Below are 26,465 nucleotides of genomic sequence, written 5' to 3' on the forward strand. Positions count from 1 at the left end.
ACGGGAGAAAGAAGGTAGAGCAGGATGGAGGAAACCATATATCGTATTCGAATCAACGGGGAGGAAAAACAGTATAAAAAGGGGACGCCTTATCGGGAGATTGCAGAGGCATATCAGGAACAGTATGAAGACGATATTGTACTGGTACTGTTTAATAACCGTCTGCGGGAGCTGAACCGGAAGGTGAAATCAGACGGGGAGCTGTTCTTTGTGACCACCAGAGACCGGGCAGGAAGAAAGGCCTACCGCAGAAGCGTAACATTTCTGATGCAGCGGGCGGTGTACAATCTTGCCAGAGAAGATAAAAAGCATGTGACGGTGACGGTATCCCATTCTATCAGCCAGGGATATTACTGCGAATTAACAGGGGAAACTCCTGACGAGATGTATCTGGAACGGCTGGGAAAAGAAATGAGAGCTCTGGCGGGGCAGGAGATTCCTCTCCGGAAGGAAAGTATTTCCACCGACGACGCGGTAGCGCTGTTCCGGGATTTGGAAATGCACGATAAGGAGCGTCTGTTTGCCTACCGCAGAAGTTCCAGGGTAAACATATACAGTATCGGCAATTACAAGGATTATTTTTACGGATACATGGTACCAGATACCGGCTATCTGAAATATTTCGAGCTGAAACGGTATGAAGAAGGATTTGTGGTGCTGTTTCCTGATAAAAATACACGGGAAGCGGCAGAATTTTCTCCTTCTCACAAACTGTTTCACGTATTGAAGGAATCGGCGGACTGGGGCAGGAAAATGGACATAGGCACCATAGGAGCCCTGAATGACGCAGTTGCCCAGGGAAGAATCCGGGATGTGATTCTTGTGGCGGAAGCGCTGATGGAGCGCAAAATCGGTACGCTGGCAGAACAGATTGCCTCTCAGCCGGATAAGAAATTTATTATGATTGCAGGGCCTTCCTCCTCCGGAAAAACTACTTTTTCCCATCGGCTTTCCATTCAGCTGATGGCCCAGGGACTGAAGCCCCATCCCATTGCACTGGATGATTATTATGTGGACCGGGTAGACACTCCCAAAGATGAAAACGGAAATTATAATTTCGAGTGCCTGGAGGCGCTGGACATTGAGCTGTTCAATCGTGATATGTCCGCATTGCTGGAGGGACAGCGAATCGAACTTCCTACATATAATTTCCGTACCGGAAAAAGAGAATATAAAGGGATTTTCAAGGAACTTGGAAAGAATGATATTCTGGTGCTGGAAGGCATTCACGGACTGAACGGCAAGCTGTCTTATTCCCTTCCGGAATCCAGTAAACTGAAAATATATATCAGCGCCCTGACACAGCTTAATATTGACGAACATAACAGTCTGCCTACCACAGACGGGAGAATGATACGCCGGATGGTCAGGGACGCCAGAACCAGAAATATTTCCGCAAAAGAAACCATTGCCATGTGGGGTTCTGTGCGCAGAGGAGAGGAACAGTATATTTTTCCTTTCCAGGATGAGGCGGATATTATGTTCAATTCGGCGCTGATTTACGAGCTGGCCGTACTGAAACAGTATGCGGAGCCTCTGCTGTTTCAGATTGGCAAGGACTGTCCGGAATATATGGAGGCAAAGCGCCTTCTGAAATTTCTGGATTATTTCCTGCCGGTACCCAGCGAGGATATTGCGAAAAATTCGATTTTAAGGGAATTTATCGGAGGAAGCTGTTTTAATGTCTGAGGAGGGGCTGTATAAAGTTCATATGGAAAGCCTTGCTTTCCACCGTCAGATATGTTAGGATAACTGAGAAAAACAGGCAGGGTGGATAATCGCGGCTGCAGGTGTCGAAAGACCGCAGGTGAGGAAAGTCCGGGCTTCACAGGGCAGGATGCCGGTTAACGGCCGGCGGAGGCAACTCCAGGGACAGTGCAACAGAAATGTACCGCTGTCAGAACTGACAGTAAGGGTGGAAGGGCAGTGTAAGAGACTACCGCCCGGCTGGCAACAGCCGGGGCACATGTAAACCCCATCCGAAGCAAGACCGAACAGAAGCGTTGACGCGGCCCGCCAGCTTCAGGTAGGTCGCTTGAGCTGACTGGTGACAGTCAGACCAGATAGATGATTATCCACGACATAACCCGGCTTACAGCCCTGCCTGCCCCCGCAGCGAAGCTGCGGGGGTTTTTATGTGCAGCTCGCGGAGAGGAAATTTATTGCCAGGCAATCCGCTCGCGCGCGAAGAATGCGCTTGCGCATTCTTTGTTCCCACATAATACCAGGAATTAACAAAGTATAAAAAATTCTTAAAAGAAAATAACTCCATTGACTTCCCGGAAGTTCTGCGCTACCATTAACTGCAACGGAAAGAAAGACAGGAGTTGAGCATATGAGACAAAAGATGCAGCATTTTATGGCAGGACGATATGGAGCAGACCAGCTTGGACAGGTATACCTGGGAATTTCCATGGTATTTCTGATTATTTCCCTGTTTTCCCGGTGGAATATTTTTTATGTACTGGCTCTGGGGCTGATGGGGTATGAATATTACCGTATGCTGTCCAGAAAAGTGGAGAAGCGGTATCAGGAAAATCAGAAATTTCTGAACTGGCGTTACGGGCTGGCAGTGAAGAAGAACCGGAGAAAAGAGCAGGCGCAGCAGAGGAAAATTTACCATTTTTACAAGTGTCCTTCCTGCAGGCAGAAAGTAAGGGTGCCGAAGGGAAAGGGGAAGATTTGTATTACCTGTCCGAAATGTAAAACAGAATTTATTAAAAAGAGTTGAAGCCATGATATACATTACATGCTCAGGGTGTCAGAAGTACCTTTTGACATCCTGAGCATTAAAATATTCGGACCGCACGGTCTTATCCCTATAATGTATAACTGTATAACAGGGCGGCGGAAGCTGCTATCTTACACGCTTGTGTCCTTCATATTTTTCTTCACAGTATTTGCAGCGGTAAGTTTCCGTAGCAGGGTCGGTCAGCACAAAAATCTGATCCAGTTCCTGTTCAATGGAAGTGATACAGCGCGGATTCCTGCAGCGTACGATATTTTTAATTTCTTTTGGAAGATGAAGCTCCCGCTTTTCCACAATCTTTTCACCCTTGATAATGTTGACCGTGATATTGTGGTCGATAAAACCAAGTACATCCAAATCCAGCGTGTCGATATCACATTCCACTTTCAAGATATCTTTTTTCCCCATTTTGTTGCTGCGGGCGTTTTTGATAATGGCGACGCAGCAGTCAAGCTGGTCCAGCTTCAGGTCATGGTAAATGGACAGGCTGCAGCCAGCCTGAATATGGTCTAATACAAATCCCTCTGTAAGGGCGCCTACGTTCAGCATACTTTCACCTCCAGTAATGTAAGAATCAGAGCCATCCGCACATAGACTCCATACTGAGCCTGCCGGAAATAAGCGGCTCTCGGATCGTCGTCCACGTCCACGGAAATTTCATTTACCCTGGGCAGGGGATGCATGACAATCATATCGTCTTTGGCCAGAGTCATTTTCTTTTTGTCCAGAATATAGAAATCTTTCATCCGCACATAATCTTCTTCGTTGAAGAAACGTTCCCGCTGTACCCGTGTCATATACAGGATGTCCAGCTCGCCCATGGCGTCTTCCAGACGTTCCACTTCCTGGAAAGAAATATTGTTCTTTTTCAGCACATCCTCCCGGATATAGCCGGGAACACGCAGTTCTTCCGGTGAAATCAGAATGAACCGGATATGCGGATAACGAATCAGAGCATGGATGAGGGAGTGAACCGTACGTCCGAATTTCAGATCTCCGCAAAGTCCAATGGTGAGATTATCAAGACGCCCTTTCAGGGAACGGATGGTAAGCAGGTCGGTAAGGGTCTGGGTGGGATGCTGATGCCCGCCGTCTCCGGCGTTGATGACGGGAATTCCGGATTTCTGAGAAGCAACCAGAGGTGCTCCCTCTTTGGGATGGCGCATGGCGCATATGTCTGCGTAGCAGGAAATGACGCGAATGGTATCGGAAACACTTTCCCCTTTGGAAGCAGAGCTGCTGTCCGCACTGGAAAAGCCAAGGACGCTTCCGCCCAGATTCAGCATGGCAGCCTCAAAGCTGAGTCTTGTCCTGGTACTGGGTTCATAGAAGCAGGTTGCAAGTTTTTTGCCCTCACATGCATGGGCATATTTGCCGGGATTTCGTTCAATATCATTTGCCAGTGTAAGCAATCGGTCCAGTTCTTCCACAGACAAATCCAGCGGGCTCATTAAATGCTGCATAGTTTTCCTCCTGATTTTTAACAATGATTTTTACTATCATATAACAGAAGATTATAAATTTCAAGATAAAAATTGCAGAGAAAAGAAAAGTATAGTACAATTGGAATAACAGCGTAAATCAGAAAATTGATGAACAGAAATAAAAGAGGTGTTTTATGAGCGAGAACAGAGAATATCAGGAAAAAAAGAGGGTTTTGTTTTTCGGGCTTCCATGGACCTTTACGAAATACACCATTGGCCAGGAAATTCTGACCATCAACACAGGGCTGCTTCGGACAGAGGAGAATTACTGTTACATGTATAAGGTGCAGGATGTAAAACTGACCACCACACTGATGGAGCGTATCTTCGGCCTGGCTACGGTTGTATGTTATACCGGTGACGTAACGCATCCTCAGATTTCCCTGACCCATATCAAAAACGCCAGGGAAATCAAAGATTTTATTCTGGAGGCGGCAGAGGAGGCCAGACAGAAGCGGAGAACCATGAATACGCTGGACATCGGCATTTCAGATATGGAAGAAGTATAAGGCTTTTCCGGAAATCCGGCAGATTTGCCTGCTGCCCGTCAGTCAGGTATTCCGGAGAGATTTGCCGGATGTTTCGGAAGTACGAATCAGGAGCTTTTCAAAAATAAGCCCGGCAATCATCCAGTAAGGGGCGTAGTCCAGGCGGATTACTCCGTTTATACTGGTTTTTGCGCCGCTGTAGTCCCAGGGGCACATCCGGTATTTTTTCAAAATACTTCCGCTCACGTATTCTCCAAGAAAAATAAGGCATGAATAAAATGCTCCCCGAATCACAGGGGAACAGTGTTTCAGCAGGCGGCAGAAGGGCCTGAAACATGCTGTCATGCCGTAAATAGGGAACATCCACAGGGAGGTTTGCCCCATAAGCTGCAGTTCGCGTTTTCGGAAGGAGTCAAAAGAAGTAAACAGTATTTCCAGACACCATCCGGTTAATCCACAAAGTAAAAAATTCCGTTTCATAATCACAGTATGTCCGATATTTGGCATATTATGCATATTGACTGAATTTTTTGATGAAAAAATGATTGACGGACAGGGGAAAAGCGATTATTATAGTAATGTAGCTAAATTTACGAAAAGGAGTAATATTATGAGGAAAATGAAAAAAGTAATGGTTCTGCTGGCAGCAATGCTGGTAGCAGCGATGTTAGGCGGATGCGGCGGCTCTTTTGATGCCAGCCAGTATGTGAAGGCTTTGTTGGACAATTCCTACAAAAACGATTCAGAGGCTTTTGTAAAAGAAAAAGTGGGTACCAAAGAAGAAGCAGAAAAGCTCTATACCGAAGGAATTGATACGGAGATGGCGTCAATTACGACAGGAATGTCAGTTCCGGAAGACCTGGAAGCAGAGTTCCGGACAGTTCTGGAAGACGTATACAAGAATGTGAAGTATACTGTGGGCGATGCGAACAAGAAAGACAGCAAGACATATGAAGTGGAAGTAAAATGCGAGAAGATGAATATTTTCGGGCCTACCATGGAGAGTTTCTATGCTGCAGCAGAAGCATATGACGGAGATACCGAAGATGAAGCCGCACTGAATGAAGCGATTGTAACCATGCTGGCAGATGCATTTAAAGAGACACTGCCAAACGTTACTTACGAAGATGCAGAAACCGTAACGGTACGTGTAGAACTGGTGAACAATGTGTGGACACCCAACGAAGATGATATCGTAAAATTACAGGAAAGCCTGTTTGATACGGATGCAGCTTCCATGACCCCATAATTGAGACAGAAAATTTAAAATCAGGAAATACATACCCCGGAGGGCTATCCAGATGGATTACTCTCCGGGGTTTCTTTTTATCTTACAGGAAAGACCTTGTCATGCTAAAGTGTGAAAGTGTCTTCCTATAAGATAAAACCATTATGCGCAGGGTCTTCTACACTCCGTTTCGGTCCGCGCGGCGAGCAGGGAAAGAGGAACCTCCTCTGCCCGATTTTTACAGGAAAATCTTTGTTACATATGTCCGCAGGCGTCCATGGCGGCCTCGTATACTCTGGAAAAGGGCACTTTGCACTGTTTGGCGGCGGCAGCCACATCTTCATATTCCGGTTTGTATTTGCTGATGCCGTATCCGGTGCTGATTTTGACTGTAATTTCTCCGTAGGGGGTGCGGACTTTACGGAACTGGGCCTCCAGTGTTCTGCGGTAGCAGGGCTGGATACGAATGCCTCTTGTGGTGGTATGGGTCAGTATCAGTCTGCTGAAACGGCTTTCTTCTTCCAGATTGCACAGGCAGGTCAGCAGAAGTCCGGGGCGGTTTTTCTTCATATGCACGGAAGTGGTGAAAACATCCAGTGCTCCCGCGTCCATCAGAAGGCTGACTGCATAGGAAATTGCTTCCGGCGTCATATCGTCCAGATTACAGGAAAGTTCCAGAATCTGGTCAAGGTTGTGGAACTGTTCCGTATAAAAATCCGGGTGCGTTTCTTCTTCCGTAAACCGGGCCAGGGGTCTGGAGCTGTAAGAATCGGGAAGCTGTCTGGGAGAGGGAACCGGAAACAGGTTCATGTTTCCCTGGAATACCCGCAGGCAGTTGGCGGAGGGAAAATCTCCGGCGCCCATGCCGTAGCCTGTCTTTTCCACAGACATGGGAGGCATGGTAATGAACTGGCTGGCAAAATGTTTTAACAGGGCGGCGCCGGTGGGGGTGCACAGTTCGCCCTCAATGGTGCCGCAGTAAATGGGAACATCACGCAGAATTTCCGCAGTGGCCGGGGCAGGAACCGGAAGAATCCCGTGGGCACAGCGGACGCTGCCGCTTCCCACATGAACGGGAGAGGCGATAATCTGCTCCGGATTCAGAAGTTCCAGTAAAAGGCAGCAGCCTGTAACGTCCATCAGTGCGTCCAGTGTTCCCACTTCATGAAAATGAATCTGGGAAATATCTGTGTGATGGGCAGTGCTTTCCGCATTTCCAAGCAAAGTGTACACAGCCTTTGTGTGTTCTTTTACGGAAGAGGAAAGGGGCAGGCTGTCAATTTTGGCCAGCATTTCCGGATAAGTGGTGTGAAGGCTGCGGTGCTGGACGTCTTCCGGATGAGAATGGCGGTCTTCCTGAGAGAGGAGTTCTTCCTCCGTCTGTCCCAGAATTACCACGTTCATTTTCGTGCCCCAGATTCCGCATTTCTCGGAAGGGCTGGCGGAAAGCATAATTTCGTCCGGAAAAAGACCGTTCATGGTTTCCAGAAACCGGTTCTGTTCCGATTCCGGTAAAAGTTCATAGAGAGCGCCCATCAGCATATCTCCGGCAGCGCCCATGTTGCATTCAATAAAAAGTGTTTTCATATCTGATTACCTCCTGTATGATTAATCATGCTGGCAAGATAGCCGGCACCAAATCCATTGTCGATATTTACCACGCTGACGCCGCTGGCACAGGAATTCAGCATGGAAAGCAGTGCGGACAGGCCCTGAAAATTGGCTCCGTATCCGATACTGGTGGGAACCGCGATGACCGGACAGTCGCTTAAGCCTCCGATTACGCTGGCAAGGGCTCCTTCCATTCCGGCAACCGCAACAATAACGGTGGCCTGGGAAATGCTGTCCACATGGGATAGCAGCCGGTGGATTCCGGCAACGCCCACATCATAGAGGCGTTCCACCTGATTGCCCAGTACTTCTGCCGTAAGGGCTGCTTCTTCTGCCACCGGAATGTCGCTGGTGCCTCCGGTAGCTACCAGAATGGTGCCGGAAGCAGTGCGGTATTCCCTGCGGTTGACGATTCCGATACGGGAAAGTTTATCATAAGTAAGGGAAAAATGCAGGGACAGGTAAGAAGCAGATTCTTCGGAAAGCCGGGTAATCAGAATATTTTCCGAACAGTGGGATAACAGAGAATGGATGATACCCTCCATCTGTTCCGCTGTCTTTCCGGCGCCGTAAATCACTTCCGGAGTTCCCTGACGGATTTTCCGGTGATGGTCAATTTTGGCATATCCCAAATCTTCGAAAGGGCTGATTTTTAACTTTTCATAAGCAGTATGGATGTCCAGGGTGCCTTCCTGCACCTGCTGCAAAACGGACAGTATATGTTTTGATTCCATGGCAGCTTCACCTCCGTCTGAATAGTTATGAATAATTATAGAATTTTATCACAGAATAGTCAAGGAAGAGCTGGTATCACCTTCATGCAGGCATGATTCGCCCATAATTTCGGCGATGGCTGAACTGTTACTTTTCCGGAAAATATAAAAAATTTTCTGTCACGAGCCTGTCCGCCGAATTATTTGAAAAAATGTGAAAAATGCCAGTTTTTTTATAAAATAATAGAAAATCATGGGAATTTATACAAAGTCAAAAAGAAAGAACAGACATAAAGTACCAGAGACAGGTATAACAATATGGATAAAACGAAAGAATATTAGTAAAAAAGCTATATATTTTTAGTAATATTACCTGCAGAGACGGAAAATACGGAGTTGACAAAATGATAAAAAGGTGGCATAATTTGCCACAAGTTCAGATAAGAACTTAACTGTGTTTGTAAATGCACATGGATGACGGTTCCAGAGTGCAGAATCAGAAAGGATGAGAACTATGATGAATGAAAAAGTTATTAGATTGGCAGATGCAGATGAAGTATGTGATTTTGTACGTGCTGCTGGTATGTGTGACTTTGATATAGATATTTCGGACCAGCGCATGGTAATTGACGCCAAATCAATTCTGGGAGTAATGGGCCTGGGAGTGAAGAAGGAACTGACTGTAAAATATGGCGGGGAAGACCTTACCTTTGAGAATGTTCTGAGCAAGTATGCCATAGCATAAGGAACATTCCGCAATGTGAACAGAATCAGGTGAAACAGGGCTGCTGTACCGGGAAACATGGTGCGGCGGCCCTGTTTTGCAGGTCTACGCTCCGCTTCGGTCCGCGCTAAACGGACATCCACAGGATGTCCAGCGCCCCTCAGGATTGAGGGGGCCAGGTGAGTTGAAGTGGGCTTGCCCACTTTGTTCTCTTACAGGAAATATCGTGCCACTGTGAAGTACTAAAGCATGTGGATTTCCTATAAGATAGAGCTCTCCGGGCGGGATGCGCAGCTCGCGGAGATGAAATTTATTGCCAGGCAATCCGCTCGCGCGCGAAGAATGCGCCTGCGCATTCTTTTTTACAGGAATTACGCTTGCAAAAGCCTTTTCTGTCATACTATAATATTTATATTACTCCGGCAATCAAATACCCCGCTGCAAGCAACGGGGTATTTGGTCTCCGCTTCGCTTCGGTCGGTGCTGAACGTGTGCCACTGGCACACAGCACCCCTCGCGGCATTCGTCAAATAGCCATGCAAGCATGGCTATTTTCCTCATTGCTCGCGGGAATAAAATACCCGAAAGTCCAGTCAGCAGCGCATATAGGAAGGGACAGAAAACAGATGGAACGAATAAAAATCTCGATACGGAATCTTGTGGAATTTATTCTGCGTTCCGGCGATATTGACAATCGAAAAGGCCGGGCCATGCAGAAAGAGGCCATGCAGGAGGGCAGCAGAATACACCGGAAAATCCAGAGGAGAATGGGCGCTTCCTATGAGCCGGAGGTTTTTCTGAAAACGGAACTGGCGCGGGAGCGGTACATTCTGGTTCTGGAAGGACGGGCGGACGGTGTAATTACGGAGGAAGAAAAAGTAACCATTGATGAAATAAAAGGGGTGTACCAGGATGTGAATTTCATGGAAGGGCCGGTTCCGGTTCATCTGGCCCAGGCAAAATGCTATGCTTATATGGTGGCTGCGGAACAGGAACTGCCGGAAATTTCTGTTCAGATGACCTACTGTAATCTGGATACGGAGGAAATCCGCAGATTTCAGGAGCATTACACGCTGGAAGAACTTGAGGAATGGTTTGAAGAACTGATTCGTGCATATGGAAGATGGGCGGAATTTCAGTATGAGGCCAGATTGGAACGGAATACATCCATTGCCGGGCTGGAATTTCCCTTCCCCTATCGGGAGGGGCAGAGGGAACTGGCCGGCGACGTGTATCGTACCATTCACCGCAGGAAAACACTGTTTATCCAGGCGCCTACCGGAACAGGCAAGACCATCACTACGGTATTTCCGGCGGTGAAAGCTGTGGGAGAAGGGCTGGCAGACAAGATTTTCTATCTGACAGCCAAAACCATTACCAGGACTGTGGCGGGAGAAGCCTTCGGGCTGCTGCGGAACCTGGGGTACCGGGGACGGATTCTCACCATTACTGCGAAGGAAAAGCTCTGCCTCTGTGAGGAAATGGACTGCAATCCGGTGCATTGCCCCTGTGCAAAGGGCCATTATGACCGGGTAAACGACGCAGTTTTTGATTTGCTCCGGAAAGAATATGAAATTACAAGGGAGATTCTGATACGTCAGGCGGAGGAATTTCAGGTGTGCCCCTTTGAAATGTGTCTGGACACGGCCCTCTGGGTGGATGATATTATCTGTGATTATAATTATGTATTTGACCCCAATGTTTATCTGAAACGCTTTTTTGCGGAAGGAGTAAAAGGAGAATACCTGTTTCTGGTGGATGAAGCCCATAATCTGGCGGACCGGGCCAGAGAAATGTACAGCGCAGTTCTGTATAAGGAAGATTTTCTCCGTGTGAAAAAGATTTTAAAGAACCACAGCCTGAAATGCGTCCGGGGGCTGGAGCGGTGCAATAAACATCTGCTGGCAATGAAACGGGAGTGTGAAAACTGTGAGACGCTGGAAAGTATCAGCCCGCTGATTTTCTCCCTTATGCAGCTTGGGGCCGCAATGGAGGAATTCTTTTTAAAGGATATTGCATTTCCGGAGAAAAAGGAAGTGCAGGAATTTTATCTGGAGTTGCGGCATTTTCTGAACACGCATGAGCGGCTGGATGAAAATTATGTGATTTACACGGAGCATGAGACGGACAGGAGTTTTAAGCTGAAGCTGTTCTGTGTGAATCCGGCGGTAAATCTGCAGGAATGTCTGGATAAAAGCCGCAGTACCATCTTTTTTTCCGCCACTTTGCTGCCGATAAACTATTACAAGAAGCTGCTGAGCGCCAGAGAGGATAATTATGCGGTGTATGCCCGCACCTCTTTTCAGCAGGAACAGCATTTTCTGGCAGTGGGCACGGATGTGAGCAGCAGATATACCAGGAGAACAGAATCGGAATTTCAGAAAATTGCAGATTACATTTATGAGGCTTCCGGAGGGAAAACCGGAAATTATATGGTCTTTTTCCCTTCCTATAAAATGATGGAACAGGTATGGGAAAAGTTTCAGGCGCGGGAAGGAATCCGGGAGGAGCTGGACTGTGTCTGCCAGGAAAGCGGGATGACAGAACAGGAACGGGAGGAATTTCTGAGACTGTTTTCGGAAAAAAGAGAGAAAACCCTGATTGGCTTCTGCGTAATGGGAGGGATTTTTGCAGAGGGCATTGATTTGAAAGGGGAATCCCTGATTGGCGTGGTGATTGTGGGCACGGGGCTGCCTCAAATCAGCAACGAGCGGGAAATACTGAAACAGTTTTATGAGGAACGGGAACAGGCGGGATTTGCCTATGCATTCCGGTATCCCGGTATGAATAAAGTGCTGCAGGCGGCAGGGCGGGTAATCCGCACGGAAGAAGACCGGGGCATTATTCTGCTGCTGGACGAACGTTTTCAGCAGCGGGAATATCAGTCTCTGTTTCCAAGAGAGTGGGAGTCATACCAGCCGGTCCGCCTTTCCGGGGTACGCCATGCGGTGGAAGCGTTCTGGAACAGGAGGAGTGTATGAAACGAAGGAATTCCGGAGAACTGACAGGGAATTATTATAATCCCAAAACGGGAGCTTTTTACAGCAGGGAAAATAAAACAGGCCATGTGGTGGGCTGGGACGATAATTATCCGCGGGAGAATTTTAACAGCAATTTCCGGCCCGCTGCCAACGGAGCCTGGCTTGCCAAAGACAACAAGGGAGAAAAACATGGAAATCAGGGATATATCTGGATTTCCTATGAAGATACTTCTGTCCGTCTGAAAAATTTTACTTTTTTGAATTGGAGCGGACGGGAAATTATCAGTATAATTACCACTATGACGGGACTGCAGGCAGCGGCTGCGCAGGATTCAGCTATCCGGAAGGGGTTACCCTGGCAAATATTTTTACAGCAAAGACCCGGAACGGGAAGACTGCTTCCTGTAAAATAACGGTTCAGGCGGTGACAGATCAGGAAGAACTGAACATGCCAGAGCTGTATCATGTATCCAATCAGGAATCCGGTATCCGGCTGAAATGGAAAAAGTATCAGGCGCTGACGGGTATGATATATACCGCAGGACGCCCGGCGGGAAGTGGAAGCGGGCAGCGGTTATGATGATTCCGGCAGAAAAACCGTACGGTTGTATATGCCGAAGCTGGCAAAGATAAACAGCAAATCCCCAGGGACACTGACGGTAACATGGAAAAGAAACAGGAAAGCGGACGGTTACCAGCTTCAGTATTCCCGGTCTGGGAATTTCAAAAAGTCTGTCAGCCTGGAACTCCGTTCCGGAAACAAAGAGAAGAAAACCATCCGGAAATTAAAGAAAAAGAAAGTGTATTATGTGAGAATCCGAAGCTGGAAGAAGTCCGGAAACAGATTGTATTACAGAGGATGGAGTGAGACGGGGAAAGCCAGAGTAAAACAGGGGCCGGAATAAAATCAGGATAAGGGAGAGACAGCCGCAAAGCAACCGCTGTATACAGGATATGGCATTCGGCCCCAGGGAGCCTGATGTATATAGTGTAAATAAGCTGCCGTTTGCAGCCGTCTCTTCTTCTGTTCTGACGGAAAATATATTGCCGCGTTAAAGCAACCGTGCCCCTGTGTCAAAGGGCGCGAACCCCTTATTTTTTCGCAGGAATAACCTCCAGCCAGTATCCGTCCGGGTCTGTGACAAAGTAAATGCCCATGGCAGGATTTTCAAAGCAGATACATCCCATGGCTTCATGCTTTGCATGGGCAGCGTCATAGTCTTCTGTCTCGAAGGCCAGATGGAATTCGCAGTCGCCCAGATCGTAGGGGCCTTCTTTTTCTTTCAGCCAGGTCAGCTCCAGATCGAAAGTGCTTTCCTCGTTAGAAAGAAATACAATGATATAACTGCCGTCAGCAGCCTCATTGCGGCGGATTTCTTTCAGGCCGAAGGCTTCCTGATAGAAAGCGATGGATTTGTCCAGATCCTGTACGTTATAGTTTTCATGAACCATTTTAAAAGACATAGCAATTCCTCCTTGATATATTATGGTTATTGGACTTCTGCAACGGATAAAGGGCTTTTGTCTCTCAGGTTACAGAAGCCGGTTTAAAGGCAACAGTCCGGACACAGCCCATGTTCAGGCTGAACATACGCTATGACTGAACTGCTGCCCTTAAAGGCCGGATATATGGTCGTTAAGTTCTGGCAGCAGATTTAAAAATTCCTCTGTGGAGGGTGAAACCGGAAGTTCGGGATTGACGGCCGCTGTGATTCGGCGCGGGGGCATTTTCTCCCTGGTCCGGACAATGTAAAGTTCCGTCATATGTTCCGAGAGACAGTAATCGGGGATAAAAGCAATGCCGATACCGATTTTGGCCAGGTCAGTCAGCAGATCGTTGCTGCTTAACTCCATTTCCGGAATCAACTCCAGCTGGTGCTGTAAAAACAGGTTATGCAAAAATTCACTGGTGGTACTTTTCCGGTCCAGCATTAAAATCGGGTATTTGTTTAATTCTGCAAAAGAAATTTCCTGCTGCTCCAGCGGAAAGCAGGCGGGATTTGCAATAAACACATCCCGGAAAGAAGCCACAGTTTTCCGGATACAGGAACTGTCCATGCGGGAATTGGGATAATTGCTCACAATCAAATCCACCTTTCCCTGAGCGAGCAAATCCACGCAGCTTAAGGAAGTGGCATTTGTCACCTTGATGGGAACCTGGGGAAATTTCTCATGGAACTGTTTCAGATAAGGCACCAGGAAATAGCGGCAGATGGTGTCGCTGGCGCCGATATGAAGCTGTCCAAGACCCAGAGTACCGGAATCCGTAAGCTGCTGTTCGCCCCGCTCAATCAGGTTGATGGCGGGTTCAATGTGTTTCAATAACAGTTGTCCCGCAGAGGTAAGCTGAACCCTTTTGGTGCTGCGGATAAATAAAGGCTGTTCCAGTTTCTTTTCCAGCGTCTTGATGGACTGGCTGACGGCGGACTGGGAAATAAACAGTTTCCTGGAAGCCTCTGAAAAACTGAGGGAGGAAGCCACATGATAAAATACCTTGTACAGTTCATAATTAATGTCCACAGGCAGTTCCCCCTTCGTAACAGTCCGGATGTTTCAATGTTATAAGTGAAATCTGCTTTTATTATAAGTATGGATTATAAATATGTCAATAGGAGAAAAATAAATAAGAAATAAATATAAATAGCATTAAATATATTAATTGTACTAATTATACATTTCGTGTTATACTGTGTGGTAACAGGACAAATTAAGGAGGGAACCAATGAGCAACGTAAGACGAATTTTCGTGGAAAAGAAACCGGATTTTGCCATTCAGGCCAGGGAGCTCCAGTCAGAAATCAGAAGCTATCTGGGCATTCGCTCTGTGACAGGTGTGCGGGTGCTGATTCGTTATGATGTGGAGAATATTTCTGAGGAAACGTATCAGAAGGCTATTGCAACGGTATTTTCCGAGCCTCCGGTGGATGATGTATATGAGGAAGCATTTGAGGCCGGTTCTGCCCAGGTATTCAGCGTGGAATACCTGCCGGGACAGTATGACCAGCGGGCGGATTCCGCAGAGCAGTGCGTGAAACTGTTAAATGAGACGGAACATCCCATTATCCGTTCTGCCACCACCTATGTGATTGAGGGCGAGGTGAGCCCGGAGCAGCTTGAGGCCATCAAAAACCACTGTATCAATCCGGTGGATTCCAGAGAAACCGGGCTGGAGAAGCCGGAAACGCTGACGGATGACTTTGAGGAGCCGGAAGATGTGAAGATTCTGGATGGATTTACCGGGTTGCCGGAAGCAGAACTGAAGAATTTCTATGATTCTCTGGGACTTGCCATGACTTTTAAAGATTTCCGGCACATTCAGAATTATTTTCAGAAAGAGGAAAAAAGAAATCCGTCCATGACGGAAATCCGTGTGCTGGATACCTACTGGTCTGACCACTGCCGTCACACCACCTTTTCCACAGAATTAAAAGACGTTGCCTTTGGAGAAGGATTTTACCGGGAGCCCATGGAAGAGACTTACCAGGATTATCTGAACACCCATAAGGAAATGTACCAGGGCCGGGAGGATAAGTTTGTCTGTCTGATGGACCTTGCTCTGATGGCCATGAAACGGCTGAAAAAAGAAGGAAAGCTGGAAGACCAGGAAGAATCGGACGAAATCAACGCCTGTTCCATTGTGGTTCCGGTGGAAGTGGACGGGAAAACAGAAGAATGGCTGGTAAATTTCAAGAATGAAACCCACAACCATCCCACGGAAATTGAGCCTTTCGGCGGCGCGGCCACCTGTCTTGGAGGAGCTATCCGGGATCCTTTGTCCGGGCGTACTTATGTCTATCAGGCCATGCGGGTAACGGGAGCCGCGGATCCCACCGTATCGGTGCGGGATACCCTGGAAGGCAAACTGCCTCAGAAAAAGCTGGTGCGGGGAGCCGCTCACGGTTACAGTTCCTATGGGAACCAGATTGGGCTGGCGACGGGATATGTAAAAGAAATTTATCATCCTGATTACGTGGCAAAACGGATGGAAATCGGTGCGGTGATGGGGGCTGCCCCAAGGCGTGCCGTGCAGCGCCTTACCTCCGACCCCGGTGATGTAATTATCCTTCTGGGCGGACGTACCGGAAGGGATGGAATCGGCGGTGCCACAGGTTCCTCCAAAGCCCACAATACGGAATCCACCGCAGTCTGCGGCGCGGAAGTGCAGAAAGGAAATCCACCCACAGAGCGGAAAATTCAGCGTCTGTTCCGCCGGGAGGAAGTAGCCCATATCATCAAAAAGTGCAACGATTTCGGAGCAGGAGGCGTATCGGTGGCCATCGGCGAACTGGCTGACGGACTGCGTGTCTGCCTGGATAAGGTTCCGAAGAAATATGCGGGACTGGACGGTACGGAAATTGCAATTTCCGAGTCCCAGGAGCGTATGGCGGTGGTTATCGCCCCGGAAGATAAGGAGCAGTTCCTTTCCTGGGCAAAAGAGGAAAATCTGGAAGCAGTGGAAGTGGCTGTGGTCACAGAAGAACCCCGGCTGGTGCTGGAATGGAGAGGAAAGGAAATTGTAAATATTTCCAGAGCTTTTCTGGACACCAACGGGGCCCATCAGGAAACCTCTGTGAAAGTGGATATTCCCTCACAGGAGGAAAATTTCTTTGAGAAAAAAGAAATTCCCAAAGTGGCGGAAGCTCTGAAAAAAGGCGATATGAAAAAGGCGTGGCTTGCGACCCTTTCCGACCTCAATGTATGTTCCCAGAAAGGCCTGGTGGAAATGTTTGACGGCTCCATCGGCGCGGGCAGCGTATTTATGCCTTACGGCGGAACATATCAGCTGACAGAGACCCAGAGCATGGTGGCAAAACTTCCGGTGGCGGAAGGGAACTGCGATACGGTTACCATGATGGCTTACGGATTTGACCCGGAGCTGTCCTCCTGGAGTCCCTACCACGGAGCAGTGTATGCCGTACTGGAATCCATGGCAAGGATTGTGGCGGCAGGGGGCGATTACCGGAAGATTCGTTTTACGTTCCAGGAATATTTCCGCCGGATGAACGAACATCCATCCCGCTGGAGCCAGCCTTTTGCGGCCCTTCTGGGAGCCTACAGCGCCCAGATTGGATTCGGACTGCCTTCCATCGGAGGAAAAGATTCCATGTCCGGTACTTTTAATGAGATTGACGTACCGCCTACCCTGGTTTCTTTTGCGGTGGATGTGGCAAAAGAAGGGGATATTATCACACCGGAGCTGAAACAGCCGGGCAATAAGCTGATGATTTTTAAAATTGCCACAGATAAATACGATTTGCCGGTATATGGCCAGGTTATGAAACTGTATGAGGCCATTCATACATTAATTCAGCAGAAAGCCATTGTATCCGCCTATGCCCTGGACGGAAAAGGAATTGCGGCGGCAGTGAGCAAAATGGCCTTTGGGAATAAGCTGGGCGTTACCATGGAATCCGATGTGTGCAGCGACTGTATGTTTTCTCCTCATTTTGGAAAACTTATTGCAGAAGTTCCGGCGGAGAAAACAGATTTTGTGACAGAAACCATTGAGAAGGTCATGGAGCCCTGGGCAAAAGCGGAAACAGAGGAGGGCGGCTGCGGCCATCTGTCTTACTGCAGAATCATCGGCCAGGTAAATGATTCGCAGAAATTTGTTTACGGAACCACGGAAATTTCCATGGAAGAAGCCATTGAGGCCTGGACAGGCACCCTGGAAAACGTATTCCCTACCATTGCGGTGAAAGAAAAAGAGGAAGTCAGGACAGATTTGTTCCATACGGATAAAGTATATGTGTGCAGACATAAAGTGGCAAGGCCAACCGTGTTCATTCCCGTATTCCCAGGGACAAACTGTGAGTATGACAGTGCGAAAGCCTTTGAGCGGGCCGGAGCAGACACCATTGTAAAAGTGTTCCGGAACCTGAGCGGAACGGATATCCGGGAGTCCGTGGATGAATTTGTGGAAGCCATCGAGCAGTCCCAGATTATCATGTTCCCAGGGGGATTTTCTGCCGGGGACGAGCCGGAGGGAAGCGCGAAATTTTTTGCCAATGCCTTCCGTAATCCGAAAATGGCAGAAGCTGTCAATCGTCTTTTACAGGAACGGGACGGCCTGATGCTGGGTGTCTGCAACGGATTCCAGGCACTGGTGAAACTGGGCCTTGTGCCTTACGGGGAAATCCGCCAGCAGAGTGAAGATTCTCCCACATTGACCTATAATACCATTGGACGCCACATTTCCAAAATGGTCTATACGAAAGTAGTGACCGACAAATCTCCCTGGCTGGCACAGGCAGAACCGGGAAAAATATACTGTAACCCCGCTTCCCACGGGGAAGGACGTTTTGTTGCGCCGAAAGAATGGCTGGACAGACTGTTCGCAAACGGCCAGGTGGCGACCCAGTATGTGAATGAAAAAGGACAGCCCACCATGGACGAAGAATGGAATATCAACGGTTCTTATATGGCCATTGAAGGAATTACCAGCCCTGATGGCAGGGTTCTGGGTAAAATGGCTCATTCCGAACGCCGGGGCAGAAGCGTGGCAGTGAATATCTATGGAGAACAGGATATGAAGCTGTTCGAGAGCGGCGTGGCGTATTTTAAATAAAAAAATCAGAAAATTAACGATGATTGTTGGAAATTACAGAAGGGTATAGCGGGAAAATATATAAAAAATACGTATATTCAGAAGGGAAATTTGCATATAATGTACAAAAAGAATGCGGCGAAATATGTTTTAATTGACAGTTTAACAAAAAATGCATACAAGATGAAACAAAGTTAAAAAATTACGATTCATTTGGTGATTATATAAGAAGAAGTATTTGACGGAAAGGACCCTTATTATTCTGAGACAGGGTCCTTTCTTTTTATGCCATAGGACAAATTTATAAAGTACAATAAAGAGGGTAGTATATATGTATAATATTTGCAGGCCATTTGTTTTACACAATGATTTTCTTCCGCCGTCAAGAGAGGTTCATCAGGACTGGGACTATCTTTCTTATGGTTATTACGACGGTATTTCAGTAGGGAAAAATCTTTTTTCAGACGGAACGATTGATTAAAAAAAGTTATGGGAATATTTTGTAGAACGGAGTACCCTGATGACAGGAAAGTGTCAGGAACAGGTAATCTATGGATTTCGGAGCGAGAAAGACGGAAGTTGGGAAGGAAGTTTTTGGGATGACGCTATACTTATCAAAATTGCCTGACAGGAGTGACCACTATTATAGGAAATCCTAATCAGAGGGAAAAAGCGGTACATGAAACATTTACCAGTGCGCCGAAATCAGATAAAAAGCAGGCGGATTCCGGAAGTTTAAGCAGTATGCTGCGTAATGCATTTGGTGAGATGAAATTAATTAATAGTACGGATTGTGTGCGTTGTCACAATCTGAAGAAGGATTTGTATCAGACATTGAATGTATTGCAGAGATTTGAAACGACTTCTTTTTCAGATTATGTATTCCGAACATTGCTTATGCCCTTGCATATGGTAAAAAATATTATGGAAAAGGCATGTACAATAGAGGAAAAGGATAAGTTATTTGAATCTTTTTATGATTTGTTCAAAGGAATCAGTTTATATGCGCAGAATTCGGTAAAATCCGATCGGCAATTTACACAGTCTCTGGATTATAATATCAGAATTTATCAAACCCCGGTAAAGTTGAATGCATTTTATAACGCCTATATTTATAATCTGAAAGAATATTTGAATTCCATGGAAAATGACGATGGAAATTACTATTCGTTATTACAGGATTTCCCTTCAGGGAGAGCGGCTGGAAGAAATTCCGGAAGAATACTGGAAGGGACTGGAAAAAGTAGTAGAAGTTCGTTTACAGAAAAAGATGGGACAGCAGAAAAGCAGGGATTATATACAGAGCAGGTATCTGGGCATATCAGAAAAAGAAATAGAAAAAATGGAAGAAGAACTGGAAAAATACGGGGTATATAGCAGTATACTGAATCTGTTACTGCAGGAGAGTATGAAAGAAATTCTGGAAGAATCAGAAGAACTGTTTTCTTATCTTCTGGAAGATATATTTATGAGAACGCTGGAGAAATCTGATTCAAAAAATGCAGAGCAGGAACGAAAAAGGCTGAGGAAAAAATTCAGAAAATTACGAATGAATGGCTTACGGAGTCTCCCTGGAATAAGACCATGACGAATTTATCAGCGTCTATGGACTTGCTCATAGAGAATTTCAAGGAATGTGTGGCAGATGTGATAGGAATTTTAACGCTGCGGCTTTCCATGTTTGATTATCTGGATTCTGTTATTCAAAGCAACTCAGACCAGGGACGTGTTGATATTGTGAATACAAAAGCGTTGGTAAGATGCGCATTGGTTGTTTATTGTATGACAGAATCAGGGGATGATTTGAGATATTACTGGAGCCGCGAGGAACTGCAGAAAATCAATGAATCTGGTGATGAGAGAGTCGTTAAGTTTAAAAATAGTATAGGCAAGTTTTTAGAGGAGTATTTTTATGAGAAAGAATCTCAGACAAAATTTCCTGAAATAGCTGATTATAAAAAGAGTGCTGTGAATATCCTGTATGATGCATTTGTTCTGCAGGAATTGGGAATGTATTTATCTGTATGCAGAAAAACTTTTGAAGAACGTAATAATATGGAAAAAAGGTTTCAACAAAAAGAACTGATAGATGTATATAAATTGCAGCGGGAAAATAATATTGAAACATTTATTTTGGGAGTACAGAAATATATATTTGATTATCAGAATGTCGTGACTGAAAAGATGAGAGGATTAGCCGGGGAGAAGGATTATGGAAAAAACAGGAAGGCAAATATATGAACCGAATATTTGCAGATATGCAGTATTTCTTTTGGAAAAAAACTTTTCGGAATTAAAGGGAAAAATTAAGATATATGTACTTTGTGGAGAAAAAAGCAATGATAGTATAACAGGCTTTGAAGAAGGGTATGAAATACTGGCTGAGAAAACATCTGTTTTAAAGGATTCCCGTGTTCAGGGCTGGGGAAAGGAAAAAGCGGTCTGTTGGTTGTTTCTGGCAAAGGGGACGTCTGAAGCAGCGATGGCACTGGCAGAACTGGTATTGGATGAATTACAGGAAAAATTTACAGATTATCTTTATATTGAGAGATTGGAATCCATAAGTTCCGAATGGATAAAAGGAAAAGAGCTAAGTGACAGAAGAAGAGAGTATTTTTTTGGATTTATCCAGGATGGTGAAAAGCTGCGAAATGAATGTGTAAAAAAGATACTTAAGAAGAATCAACTTCCTCCCTGGCAGTTGTTAGTGCAGATATCTTCCCGGCTTTATGAAAAACGCCCATTGAACACAAGGTTATATTTTATTCCGGATGATACTTTTTCAGATGTGCCATGTGTTCGGCTGGAAGGCGATAGTTCAGATGAAAAATGGGAAGAAAAATATAAGCTCTCAGAGAAAAATCTGCGAACTGTAAGAAAACTGATGGAAGCGGCTCATGATGGTCAGGGAATTTTGGTATCAATGAAGGAATATGTAATACGGAAGATTGCCGGACAGGAAGATTGTGAAAAGATTGCGAGGGTATGTATTCACTTTCAGGGACATTTGAACTGGAAAGTTATTATAGAAGGGAAAGATGTACTTTGGTATCGAGGCGGAGAATATCAGTTTCCGGCGTTGGGAGAGGCAGAGCCGGAACATATTCAAAAACTGAATAAAATGGACCTTGACGGTGGTAAAAGAGAGAATATTAAGAAGATTATAGAAAAACTTTCCAGGCAACCTCACGGAACATCTGTGGTTTTTATAGATGAAAGATCTTTGAAGGATGAAATAGAACGTCTGGCCGGTTTGAACAGATTACATAAGGTGAAAGCATTTCAACTCATGGAGCAGGAAGATGGGATGATAATGGGAATTACTGCCATAGATGGTGCGTTAATGGCCAATCTGGATGGAATGTGCTGTGCAATTGGTGCAATTCTGGATGGGGATGCAGTAGTCAGAGGTGATCCGGGGCGTGGTTCACGATATAATTCTCTTGCCAATTATATCGCACGCTTTAAGCAGAAAAAGAAAGCAGGAAAAGGTACATGCTTTGCAGTTATTTTTTCAGAAGATGAAAGAATTGATATTGAAACAGCAAAATAATAAAAGCATTATGAAAATGACTATGAAGTGGGAGATGATTCTGATTTCATAGTCGTTTTTCTGTCAAAACAATTGATAAAGTCACACGGACCCGTTATAATGGCAGTACAGAGAACTCTGTGCCTGAGAGAGAATTTCACATAACTACATAGATGAAAAATAAAAAAGTGCAGTGGCATCCGGGATTTGTGGCGGCAATCACCCTGGAGCTGAAGCAGAATCGGGAGAACCTGCTGATTCAGAGTGAATACAACCTGAACACAAAGCCGCTGGAAGTAGACGTACTGATTATCCGAAAGGAAAAGACGGAAGAAATCAGGAATGAAATCGGAAAGTTTTCCGCGGCCACAACCTTCTGGAATATAAATCACCGGAAGACCATCTGGATGTGGACACCTTTTATAAGGTAACAGCTTATGCCGGGCTGTACAAATCCTATGGAAAAAGCCTGGATGAGCGAAAAGCCTATGATATTACCATCACTTTTGTTCGGGAGAAAAGGCCGGAAGGACTGTTCCGGTATTTCCGGGAACATGGACACGAGCTGTTAAAATCCTGTGAGGGAATCTATCAGGTGAAAGGAAATGTGCTGTTTCCCACGCAGATTGTGGTAACAGGAGAGCTGGATGTGGAAAAGCATACCTGGCTGAGGGCATTGTCCGGAAAAGTGGAAAAAGAGACAGCAGGAAAAAGTACCAGGTAAAACGTAACAGATCAGCCCACGCCCCTTTAAACAGGCCACAGACCGCCTGCCAGGCAGGCTGTCCGCTGCTGACGCAGCTCTTGTCTGCGGCTTAAGGGACGTTCCGTTCATAGTCTGTATTTTGTGCTCATTCATGCAGGCATGATTTGCACAGAATACAGACTATGGCTGAATTGTTACGATAAAACTGCTGGAAGGAAAAGAAGAAAGAGAACTGGCAGATTCGGTGCTGAAAGTCATGCTGGAGGCAAATCGTAAGAAGATAGAAACCTGGAAAGGGGATGAAGATATGTTTGAAACGCTGATGGAGATCATGGAGCCCCAGATACAAATGAGGGAAGCGAAGATAAGAATGGAAGAAAGAACAGAAGGGATTCGGGGAACAGTGGAAGCCCTCCGGGAATTCGGTCATGGAGATGGGGAAATAAAGACAGTGCTTATGAAGAAATATGGACTTATGGAAGAAGAGGCGAAGGGGTATCTGATGAAAAGATGATGGAGATATATATGCCTGAAAAATTTAATAATTCGTCAAATATCCGGCAGGCGCAGCTGCATGGCCCATTGCTCGTGGGAATAAAGTGGACATTCGGGCATTTCCAGGCTTCAAGGACATCCGACACAATAAGTTATAATTTACAGTTGAAAAAAGAAACGTTCCGTCCATGAATATCACAGACGGAACGCTTCTTTGGTTATAATGGTTTTTTTATGTTGTGAAAAAGTGGTTAGCATTATGTAAAGTTTTTATTTCCACTTAAGGGTATAATATCCGGAAGAAGTTTTATTATAACGTTCTACTTTTACATAGTAAGTACCAGGGTCAATACCAAAAGTTCTGCCAGTAGGTATTCCATTTCTGGTTTCCTCAATGTAATAGGAAGTGGAATCTTTTGAAACTTTCAGGTTTGCCAGGTCATAGTTATTGCTTCCCGATACAAATGGTTTACCATTGCTTGCGCAAAGAGTGAATTTAATTCCATTGTTATAATAAATAGAGGTACCGCTTGAAGATAAAACAGCACCGTTTGTTTTAGCACTGTAAGTTAATTTTAATTTCTGCTTTTTGGTCAGTTTGATTTTATACCAGTCAACAGTTTTATCGCCTGCGATAATAACGCCCGTTGCAGTTTTTCCCTCTTTCAGCGTTTTTGCTTTCCCCCTGGAAGTATTGGAACCTTTCTTAAGAGAAGTCACAGTTGCTTTAACCTTTACACCGCCCATGCTCTCTACTTTGAAGTAATAGGTGCTTCCTTTTTTTACTCCATAGGTCCGTGTGTAATATCTTGTAGCTGATTCGCTGGTATCGAAATATTCACGGGTCTGGCCAAGAGCAGAAGTTTTGCTTTTGTTAAATGTAATATAACCATAGGCACCGCCGGAAACAACGGAACTGTTATTTGATATCTTGATGGTAATATAACCGGTTACGTTAGATTTGAATTTGATAAAATTGGCTTCTTTGGTTGCACCCCAACATTCCTCATCTGAAATTGTAGCAGTAGATGTTCCCTTACCGTTAAAACTCAAATCTTCTGCTGCTTCCACCTGCTGAGGAGTTGCCACAGCAAATACGGAAACCATCATAACTGCTGCAAGTACAAGACTTACAATTTTGTTACATTTTTTTCCTTCTCTCATAATGTACATTCCTTTCCTGATTAAATTCTGACAGGAACTTTAACTTTCATATAACCAGAAAACGGATGATGATTTCCTGTATATATAAAGCTACTGTCACATCTTATCCTGTCTCTTATAATTTATAACATAACTTTGGAAATGTCAATATTTTGTGAAAAAAATGTGAAAAAAGGAGTAACAGTTCAGCCATAGCCTGTGTTCTGTGTAAGTCATGCCTGCATGTATGCGCACAGAATGCAGGCTACGAGCGGAGCGCCCTTTCATGAGCAAAAGTAGTTGCAGCGCAACGGAGAAGCACCGCAGGTGCGTTTTGCGAATGGCACGGGTTGAACTGTTACAAAAAGGGTGAAATGCTATCCCTGTTCCCGAAGCTCAGCCTGTCCACTTTTCCAGCATGGCGGCTACTCCATGCTGGTCGTTGCTCAAAGTGACGTCGTCAGCCTGGCTGCGAATTTCTTCCGGAGCATTTGCCATGGCCACGCCCAGTCCTGCAGCTTTCATAATGTCCAAATCGTTCTCGCTGTCTCCGCAGGCAATGGTGTGTTCCATTGAAATATCCAGGTAACTGCACAGCAGTGACAGACCTCTGGCCTTGGAGATGCCTGTTCCGGTAAATTCCAGATTGCCGTAGCCGCCGGAAAGATAGCTGATGTCCGGATACTGCTCCAGAATCCGGATGGCATTATCCCGGTCTGTGTAGTTCCCGTCGAGGTCTGTCAGAAAATTTAAGGTGAGCTTCTGGACGGGAGCCTGATGTTCCCGGAGAAAAGAAACCATATCCGGGATACTTTCACGGGTGGAGAGAATGTATTGTTTCAGAGAATCCGGGAGACTGTCTATTTTCAGAAAGGTTTCCCGGCACTGTTCGGGGGTATAGGCGTCGCCATGGATGAACAAATCCATGTGAATTTCCAAGTTCAGCAGTTCTTCCACAATATCGGCTGCCAGGCTGGCAGACATGCAGTTTTCAAACAGACATTCTTTTTCCGGAACCTTGTAAATACCGGCTCCGTTTGTGGTGATGGCATACCGGATGCCAAGTTCGGTCATCAGTTCCAGAGGAAGTCCCCTGTAAGGACGTCCGGTGGATATCACAAAAGTAATGCCCCGGCGGGCGGCTTCCCGGATAGCAGCTTTGTTTTCATCGGAAACCTGGCTTTCAGAGTTGAACAACGTACCGTCCAAATCCAGGGCGACCAGTTGAAACTTTCTTTTTGCATTCATAAAAAATCCTCCATGTGATAACAGTTCAGTCCACGCCCCTCAGACAGGCCACAGACCGCCTGCAAGCAGGCTATCCGCTGCTGATGCAGCTCCTGTCTGAGGCTTAAGGGGCGTTCCGCTCATCGCCGTCATTATGAGCTCCTTCATGCCAGCATGATTCGCTCATAATTTTGGCGATGTCTGAACTGTTAGTAACAGTTCAGTCCACGCCCCTCAGACAGGCCACAGACCGCCTGCAAGCAGGCTATTCACTGCTGACGCAGCTCCTGTCTGAGGCTTAAGGGGCGTTCCGCTCATCGCCGTCATTATGAGCTCCTTCATGCCAGCATGATTCGCTCATAATTTTGGCGATGTCTGGATTGTTAGTAACAGTTCAGTCCACGCCCCTCAGACAGGCCACAGACCGCCTGCAAGCAGGCTATTCACTGCTGACGCAGCTCCTGTCTGAGGCTTAAGGGGCGTTCCGCTCATCGCCGTCATTATGAGCTCCTTCATGCCAGCATGATTCGCTCATAATTTTGGCGATGTCTGAACTGTTACAAAAAAATTGTAAAAACCTCTTGACATTTGTCTTCATATCGTATTATAATAGTCAAGCAGTCGGCAGTCAAGACTGCAGACAACCATGGGATCTTAGCTCAGCTGGGAGAGCATCTGCCTTACAAGCAGAGGGTCACAGGTTCGAGCCCTGTAGGTCCCATTTTGTGATTCTTCACAGAATTTATGGTTGTGGCGGAATAGCTCAGTTGGCGAGAGCACACGGTTCATACCCGTGGTGTCGGGGGTTCAAATCCCTCTTCCGCTATTTTTAATATC

Annotated in this window: 25 protein-coding genes, 2 tRNA genes and 1 other RNA gene; 19 read left to right on the forward strand and 9 right to left on the reverse strand. The window is 46.1% G+C overall.

Annotated elements, in window-relative coordinates; genetic code table 11:
• Positions 1–24 precede the first annotated feature (24 nt).
• From VSQ32_02060 to VSQ32_02070, 3 genes are all read left to right on the forward strand, one after another.
• Positions 25–1,689 (forward strand): nucleoside kinase, encoded by a 1,665-nt coding sequence (locus VSQ32_02060; GenBank protein MEH2941664.1) that lies wholly within the window; start codon positions 25–27, stop codon positions 1,687–1,689.
• A 73-nt stretch (positions 1,690–1,762) separates the two neighbouring features.
• Positions 1,763–2,111: RNase P RNA component class A (gene rnpB / locus VSQ32_02065), an RNA gene on the forward strand.
• A 224-nt stretch (positions 2,112–2,335) separates the two neighbouring features.
• Positions 2,336–2,731 carry a hypothetical protein gene (locus VSQ32_02070; protein ID MEH2941665.1) on the forward strand — a complete coding sequence of 132 codons (396 nt, stop codon included), beginning with the start codon at positions 2,336–2,338 and terminating at the stop codon, positions 2,729–2,731.
• A gap of 126 nt (positions 2,732–2,857) precedes the next feature.
• Here the strand turns inward: VSQ32_02070 and VSQ32_02075 are convergent, their stop codons facing one another.
• A complete protein-coding gene (locus VSQ32_02075) occupies positions 2,858–3,298 on the reverse strand; it encodes an aspartate carbamoyltransferase regulatory subunit (protein MEH2941666.1) in 441 nt (146 codons plus the stop codon).
• Complete coding sequence (gene pyrB / locus VSQ32_02080) at positions 3,292–4,212, reverse strand: aspartate carbamoyltransferase (protein ID MEH2941667.1); 921 nt, start codon at positions 4,210–4,212, stop codon at positions 3,292–3,294. Before pyrB ends, VSQ32_02075 begins: the two co-directional genes overlap by 7 nt.
• Positions 4,213–4,367: 155 nt before the next feature.
• On the opposite strand from pyrB, the gene VSQ32_02085 reads away from it, so the two are divergent.
• A complete protein-coding gene (locus VSQ32_02085) occupies positions 4,368–4,742 on the forward strand; it encodes a PH domain-containing protein (GenBank protein ID MEH2941668.1) in 375 nt (124 codons plus the stop codon).
• 42 nt (positions 4,743–4,784) lie between these two features.
• Here VSQ32_02085 and VSQ32_02090 read toward each other — a convergent pair whose 3' ends face one another.
• Positions 4,785–5,237 carry a hypothetical protein gene (locus VSQ32_02090; GenBank protein ID MEH2941669.1) on the reverse strand — a complete coding sequence of 151 codons (453 nt, stop codon included), beginning with the start codon at positions 5,235–5,237 and terminating at the stop codon, positions 4,785–4,787.
• A gap of 94 nt (positions 5,238–5,331) precedes the next feature.
• On the opposite strand from VSQ32_02090, the gene VSQ32_02095 reads away from it, so the two are divergent.
• Positions 5,332–5,970 carry a hypothetical protein gene (locus VSQ32_02095; GenBank protein MEH2941670.1) on the forward strand — a complete coding sequence of 213 codons (639 nt, stop codon included), beginning with the start codon at positions 5,332–5,334 and terminating at the stop codon, positions 5,968–5,970.
• A 234-nt stretch (positions 5,971–6,204) separates the two neighbouring features.
• Here VSQ32_02095 and larC read toward each other — a convergent pair whose 3' ends face one another.
• Together larC and larB are read right to left on the reverse strand one after the other, a co-directional pair.
• A complete protein-coding gene (larC, locus tag VSQ32_02100) occupies positions 6,205–7,536 on the reverse strand; it encodes a nickel pincer cofactor biosynthesis protein LarC (protein ID MEH2941671.1) in 1,332 nt (443 codons plus the stop codon).
• Positions 7,533–8,294, reverse strand: coding sequence for a nickel pincer cofactor biosynthesis protein LarB (gene larB, locus VSQ32_02105; protein ID MEH2941672.1), 762 nt, complete (start codon positions 8,292–8,294; stop codon positions 7,533–7,535). The genes larC and larB overlap by 4 nt, the downstream gene beginning before the upstream one ends.
• Before the next feature lie 496 nt (positions 8,295–8,790).
• Here larB and VSQ32_02110 point away from each other — a divergent pair, with 496 nt between their 5' ends.
• The 5 genes from VSQ32_02110 (at position 8,791) to VSQ32_02130 (ending at position 12,883) form a co-directional block, all read left to right on the forward strand.
• Positions 8,791–9,018 carry an HPr family phosphocarrier protein gene (locus VSQ32_02110; protein ID MEH2941673.1) on the forward strand — a complete coding sequence of 76 codons (228 nt, stop codon included), beginning with the start codon at positions 8,791–8,793 and terminating at the stop codon, positions 9,016–9,018.
• Positions 9,019–9,623: 605 nt separating this feature from the next.
• Positions 9,624–11,978: an ATP-dependent DNA helicase gene (locus tag VSQ32_02115; protein MEH2941674.1), complete on the forward strand. Its 2,355-nt coding sequence runs from the start codon at positions 9,624–9,626 to the stop codon at positions 11,976–11,978.
• Positions 11,975–12,391: a hypothetical protein gene (locus VSQ32_02120; protein ID MEH2941675.1), complete on the forward strand. Its 417-nt coding sequence runs from the start codon at positions 11,975–11,977 to the stop codon at positions 12,389–12,391. The genes VSQ32_02115 and VSQ32_02120 overlap by 4 nt, the downstream gene beginning before the upstream one ends.
• A 35-nt stretch (positions 12,392–12,426) precedes the next feature.
• Entirely contained in the window at positions 12,427–12,558 is a 132-nt protein-coding gene (locus tag VSQ32_02125; protein ID MEH2941676.1) for a hypothetical protein, read from the forward strand.
• A complete protein-coding gene (locus VSQ32_02130) occupies positions 12,536–12,883 on the forward strand; it encodes a fibronectin type III domain-containing protein (GenBank protein MEH2941677.1) in 348 nt (115 codons plus the stop codon). Before VSQ32_02125 ends, VSQ32_02130 begins: the two co-directional genes overlap by 23 nt.
• A gap of 187 nt (positions 12,884–13,070) precedes the next feature.
• Here VSQ32_02130 and VSQ32_02135 read toward each other — a convergent pair whose 3' ends face one another.
• Positions 13,071–13,442 (reverse strand): VOC family protein, encoded by a 372-nt coding sequence (locus VSQ32_02135; protein ID MEH2941678.1) that lies wholly within the window; start codon positions 13,440–13,442, stop codon positions 13,071–13,073.
• A 150-nt stretch (positions 13,443–13,592) separates the two neighbouring features.
• Positions 13,593–14,498, reverse strand: a complete 906-nt coding sequence (locus VSQ32_02140) for a LysR family transcriptional regulator (protein ID MEH2941679.1) — start codon at positions 14,496–14,498, stop codon at positions 13,593–13,595.
• Between the two features lie 202 nt (positions 14,499–14,700).
• Between VSQ32_02140 and VSQ32_02145 the strand changes: the two genes are divergently transcribed.
• The 7 genes from VSQ32_02145 to VSQ32_02175 all read left to right on the forward strand — a co-directional run bounded on the left by VSQ32_02145 (position 14,701) and on the right by VSQ32_02175 (position 23,277).
• Complete coding sequence (locus VSQ32_02145; GenBank protein MEH2941680.1) at positions 14,701–18,546, forward strand: phosphoribosylformylglycinamidine synthase; 3,846 nt, start codon at positions 14,701–14,703, stop codon at positions 18,544–18,546.
• Positions 18,547–19,678: 1,132 nt separating this feature from the next.
• Positions 19,679–20,113 carry a hypothetical protein gene (locus tag VSQ32_02150; protein ID MEH2941681.1) on the forward strand — a complete coding sequence of 145 codons (435 nt, stop codon included), beginning with the start codon at positions 19,679–19,681 and terminating at the stop codon, positions 20,111–20,113.
• Between the two features lie 89 nt (positions 20,114–20,202).
• Positions 20,203–20,766, forward strand: a complete 564-nt coding sequence (locus tag VSQ32_02155; GenBank protein ID MEH2941682.1) for a hypothetical protein — start codon at positions 20,203–20,205, stop codon at positions 20,764–20,766.
• Positions 20,738–22,078, forward strand: a complete 1,341-nt coding sequence (locus VSQ32_02160) for a hypothetical protein (protein MEH2941683.1) — start codon at positions 20,738–20,740, stop codon at positions 22,076–22,078. The genes VSQ32_02155 and VSQ32_02160 overlap by 29 nt, the downstream gene beginning before the upstream one ends.
• Before the next feature lie 152 nt (positions 22,079–22,230).
• Positions 22,231–22,488: a hypothetical protein gene (locus VSQ32_02165; protein MEH2941684.1), complete on the forward strand. Its 258-nt coding sequence runs from the start codon at positions 22,231–22,233 to the stop codon at positions 22,486–22,488.
• Positions 22,467–22,781 (forward strand): hypothetical protein, encoded by a 315-nt coding sequence (locus VSQ32_02170; GenBank protein MEH2941685.1) that lies wholly within the window; start codon positions 22,467–22,469, stop codon positions 22,779–22,781. Before VSQ32_02165 ends, VSQ32_02170 begins: the two co-directional genes overlap by 22 nt.
• A 238-nt stretch (positions 22,782–23,019) precedes the next feature.
• Positions 23,020–23,277 carry a hypothetical protein gene (locus VSQ32_02175; protein MEH2941686.1) on the forward strand — a complete coding sequence of 86 codons (258 nt, stop codon included), beginning with the start codon at positions 23,020–23,022 and terminating at the stop codon, positions 23,275–23,277.
• Positions 23,278–23,528: 251 nt separating this feature from the next.
• Here the strand turns inward: VSQ32_02175 and VSQ32_02180 are convergent, their stop codons facing one another.
• Together VSQ32_02180 and VSQ32_02185 are read right to left on the reverse strand one after the other, a co-directional pair.
• Complete coding sequence (locus VSQ32_02180) at positions 23,529–24,422, reverse strand: hypothetical protein (protein ID MEH2941687.1); 894 nt, start codon at positions 24,420–24,422, stop codon at positions 23,529–23,531.
• Positions 24,423–24,797: 375 nt separating this feature from the next.
• Complete coding sequence (locus tag VSQ32_02185) at positions 24,798–25,649, reverse strand: Cof-type HAD-IIB family hydrolase (protein ID MEH2941688.1); 852 nt, start codon at positions 25,647–25,649, stop codon at positions 24,798–24,800.
• Between the two features lie 627 nt (positions 25,650–26,276).
• Here VSQ32_02185 and VSQ32_02190 point away from each other — a divergent pair.
• Together VSQ32_02190 and VSQ32_02195 are read left to right on the forward strand one after the other, a co-directional pair.
• Positions 26,277–26,349 (forward strand) — tRNA-Val (locus VSQ32_02190).
• Between the two features lie 31 nt (positions 26,350–26,380).
• A tRNA-Met gene (locus tag VSQ32_02195) sits at positions 26,381–26,454 on the forward strand.
• Positions 26,455–26,465: the final 11 nt, after the last annotated feature.

This window comes from Lachnospiraceae bacterium JLR.KK002 (genome assembly GCA_036941025.1).
Taxonomy (GTDB): Bacteria; Bacillota; Clostridia; order Lachnospirales; family Lachnospiraceae; genus Petralouisia.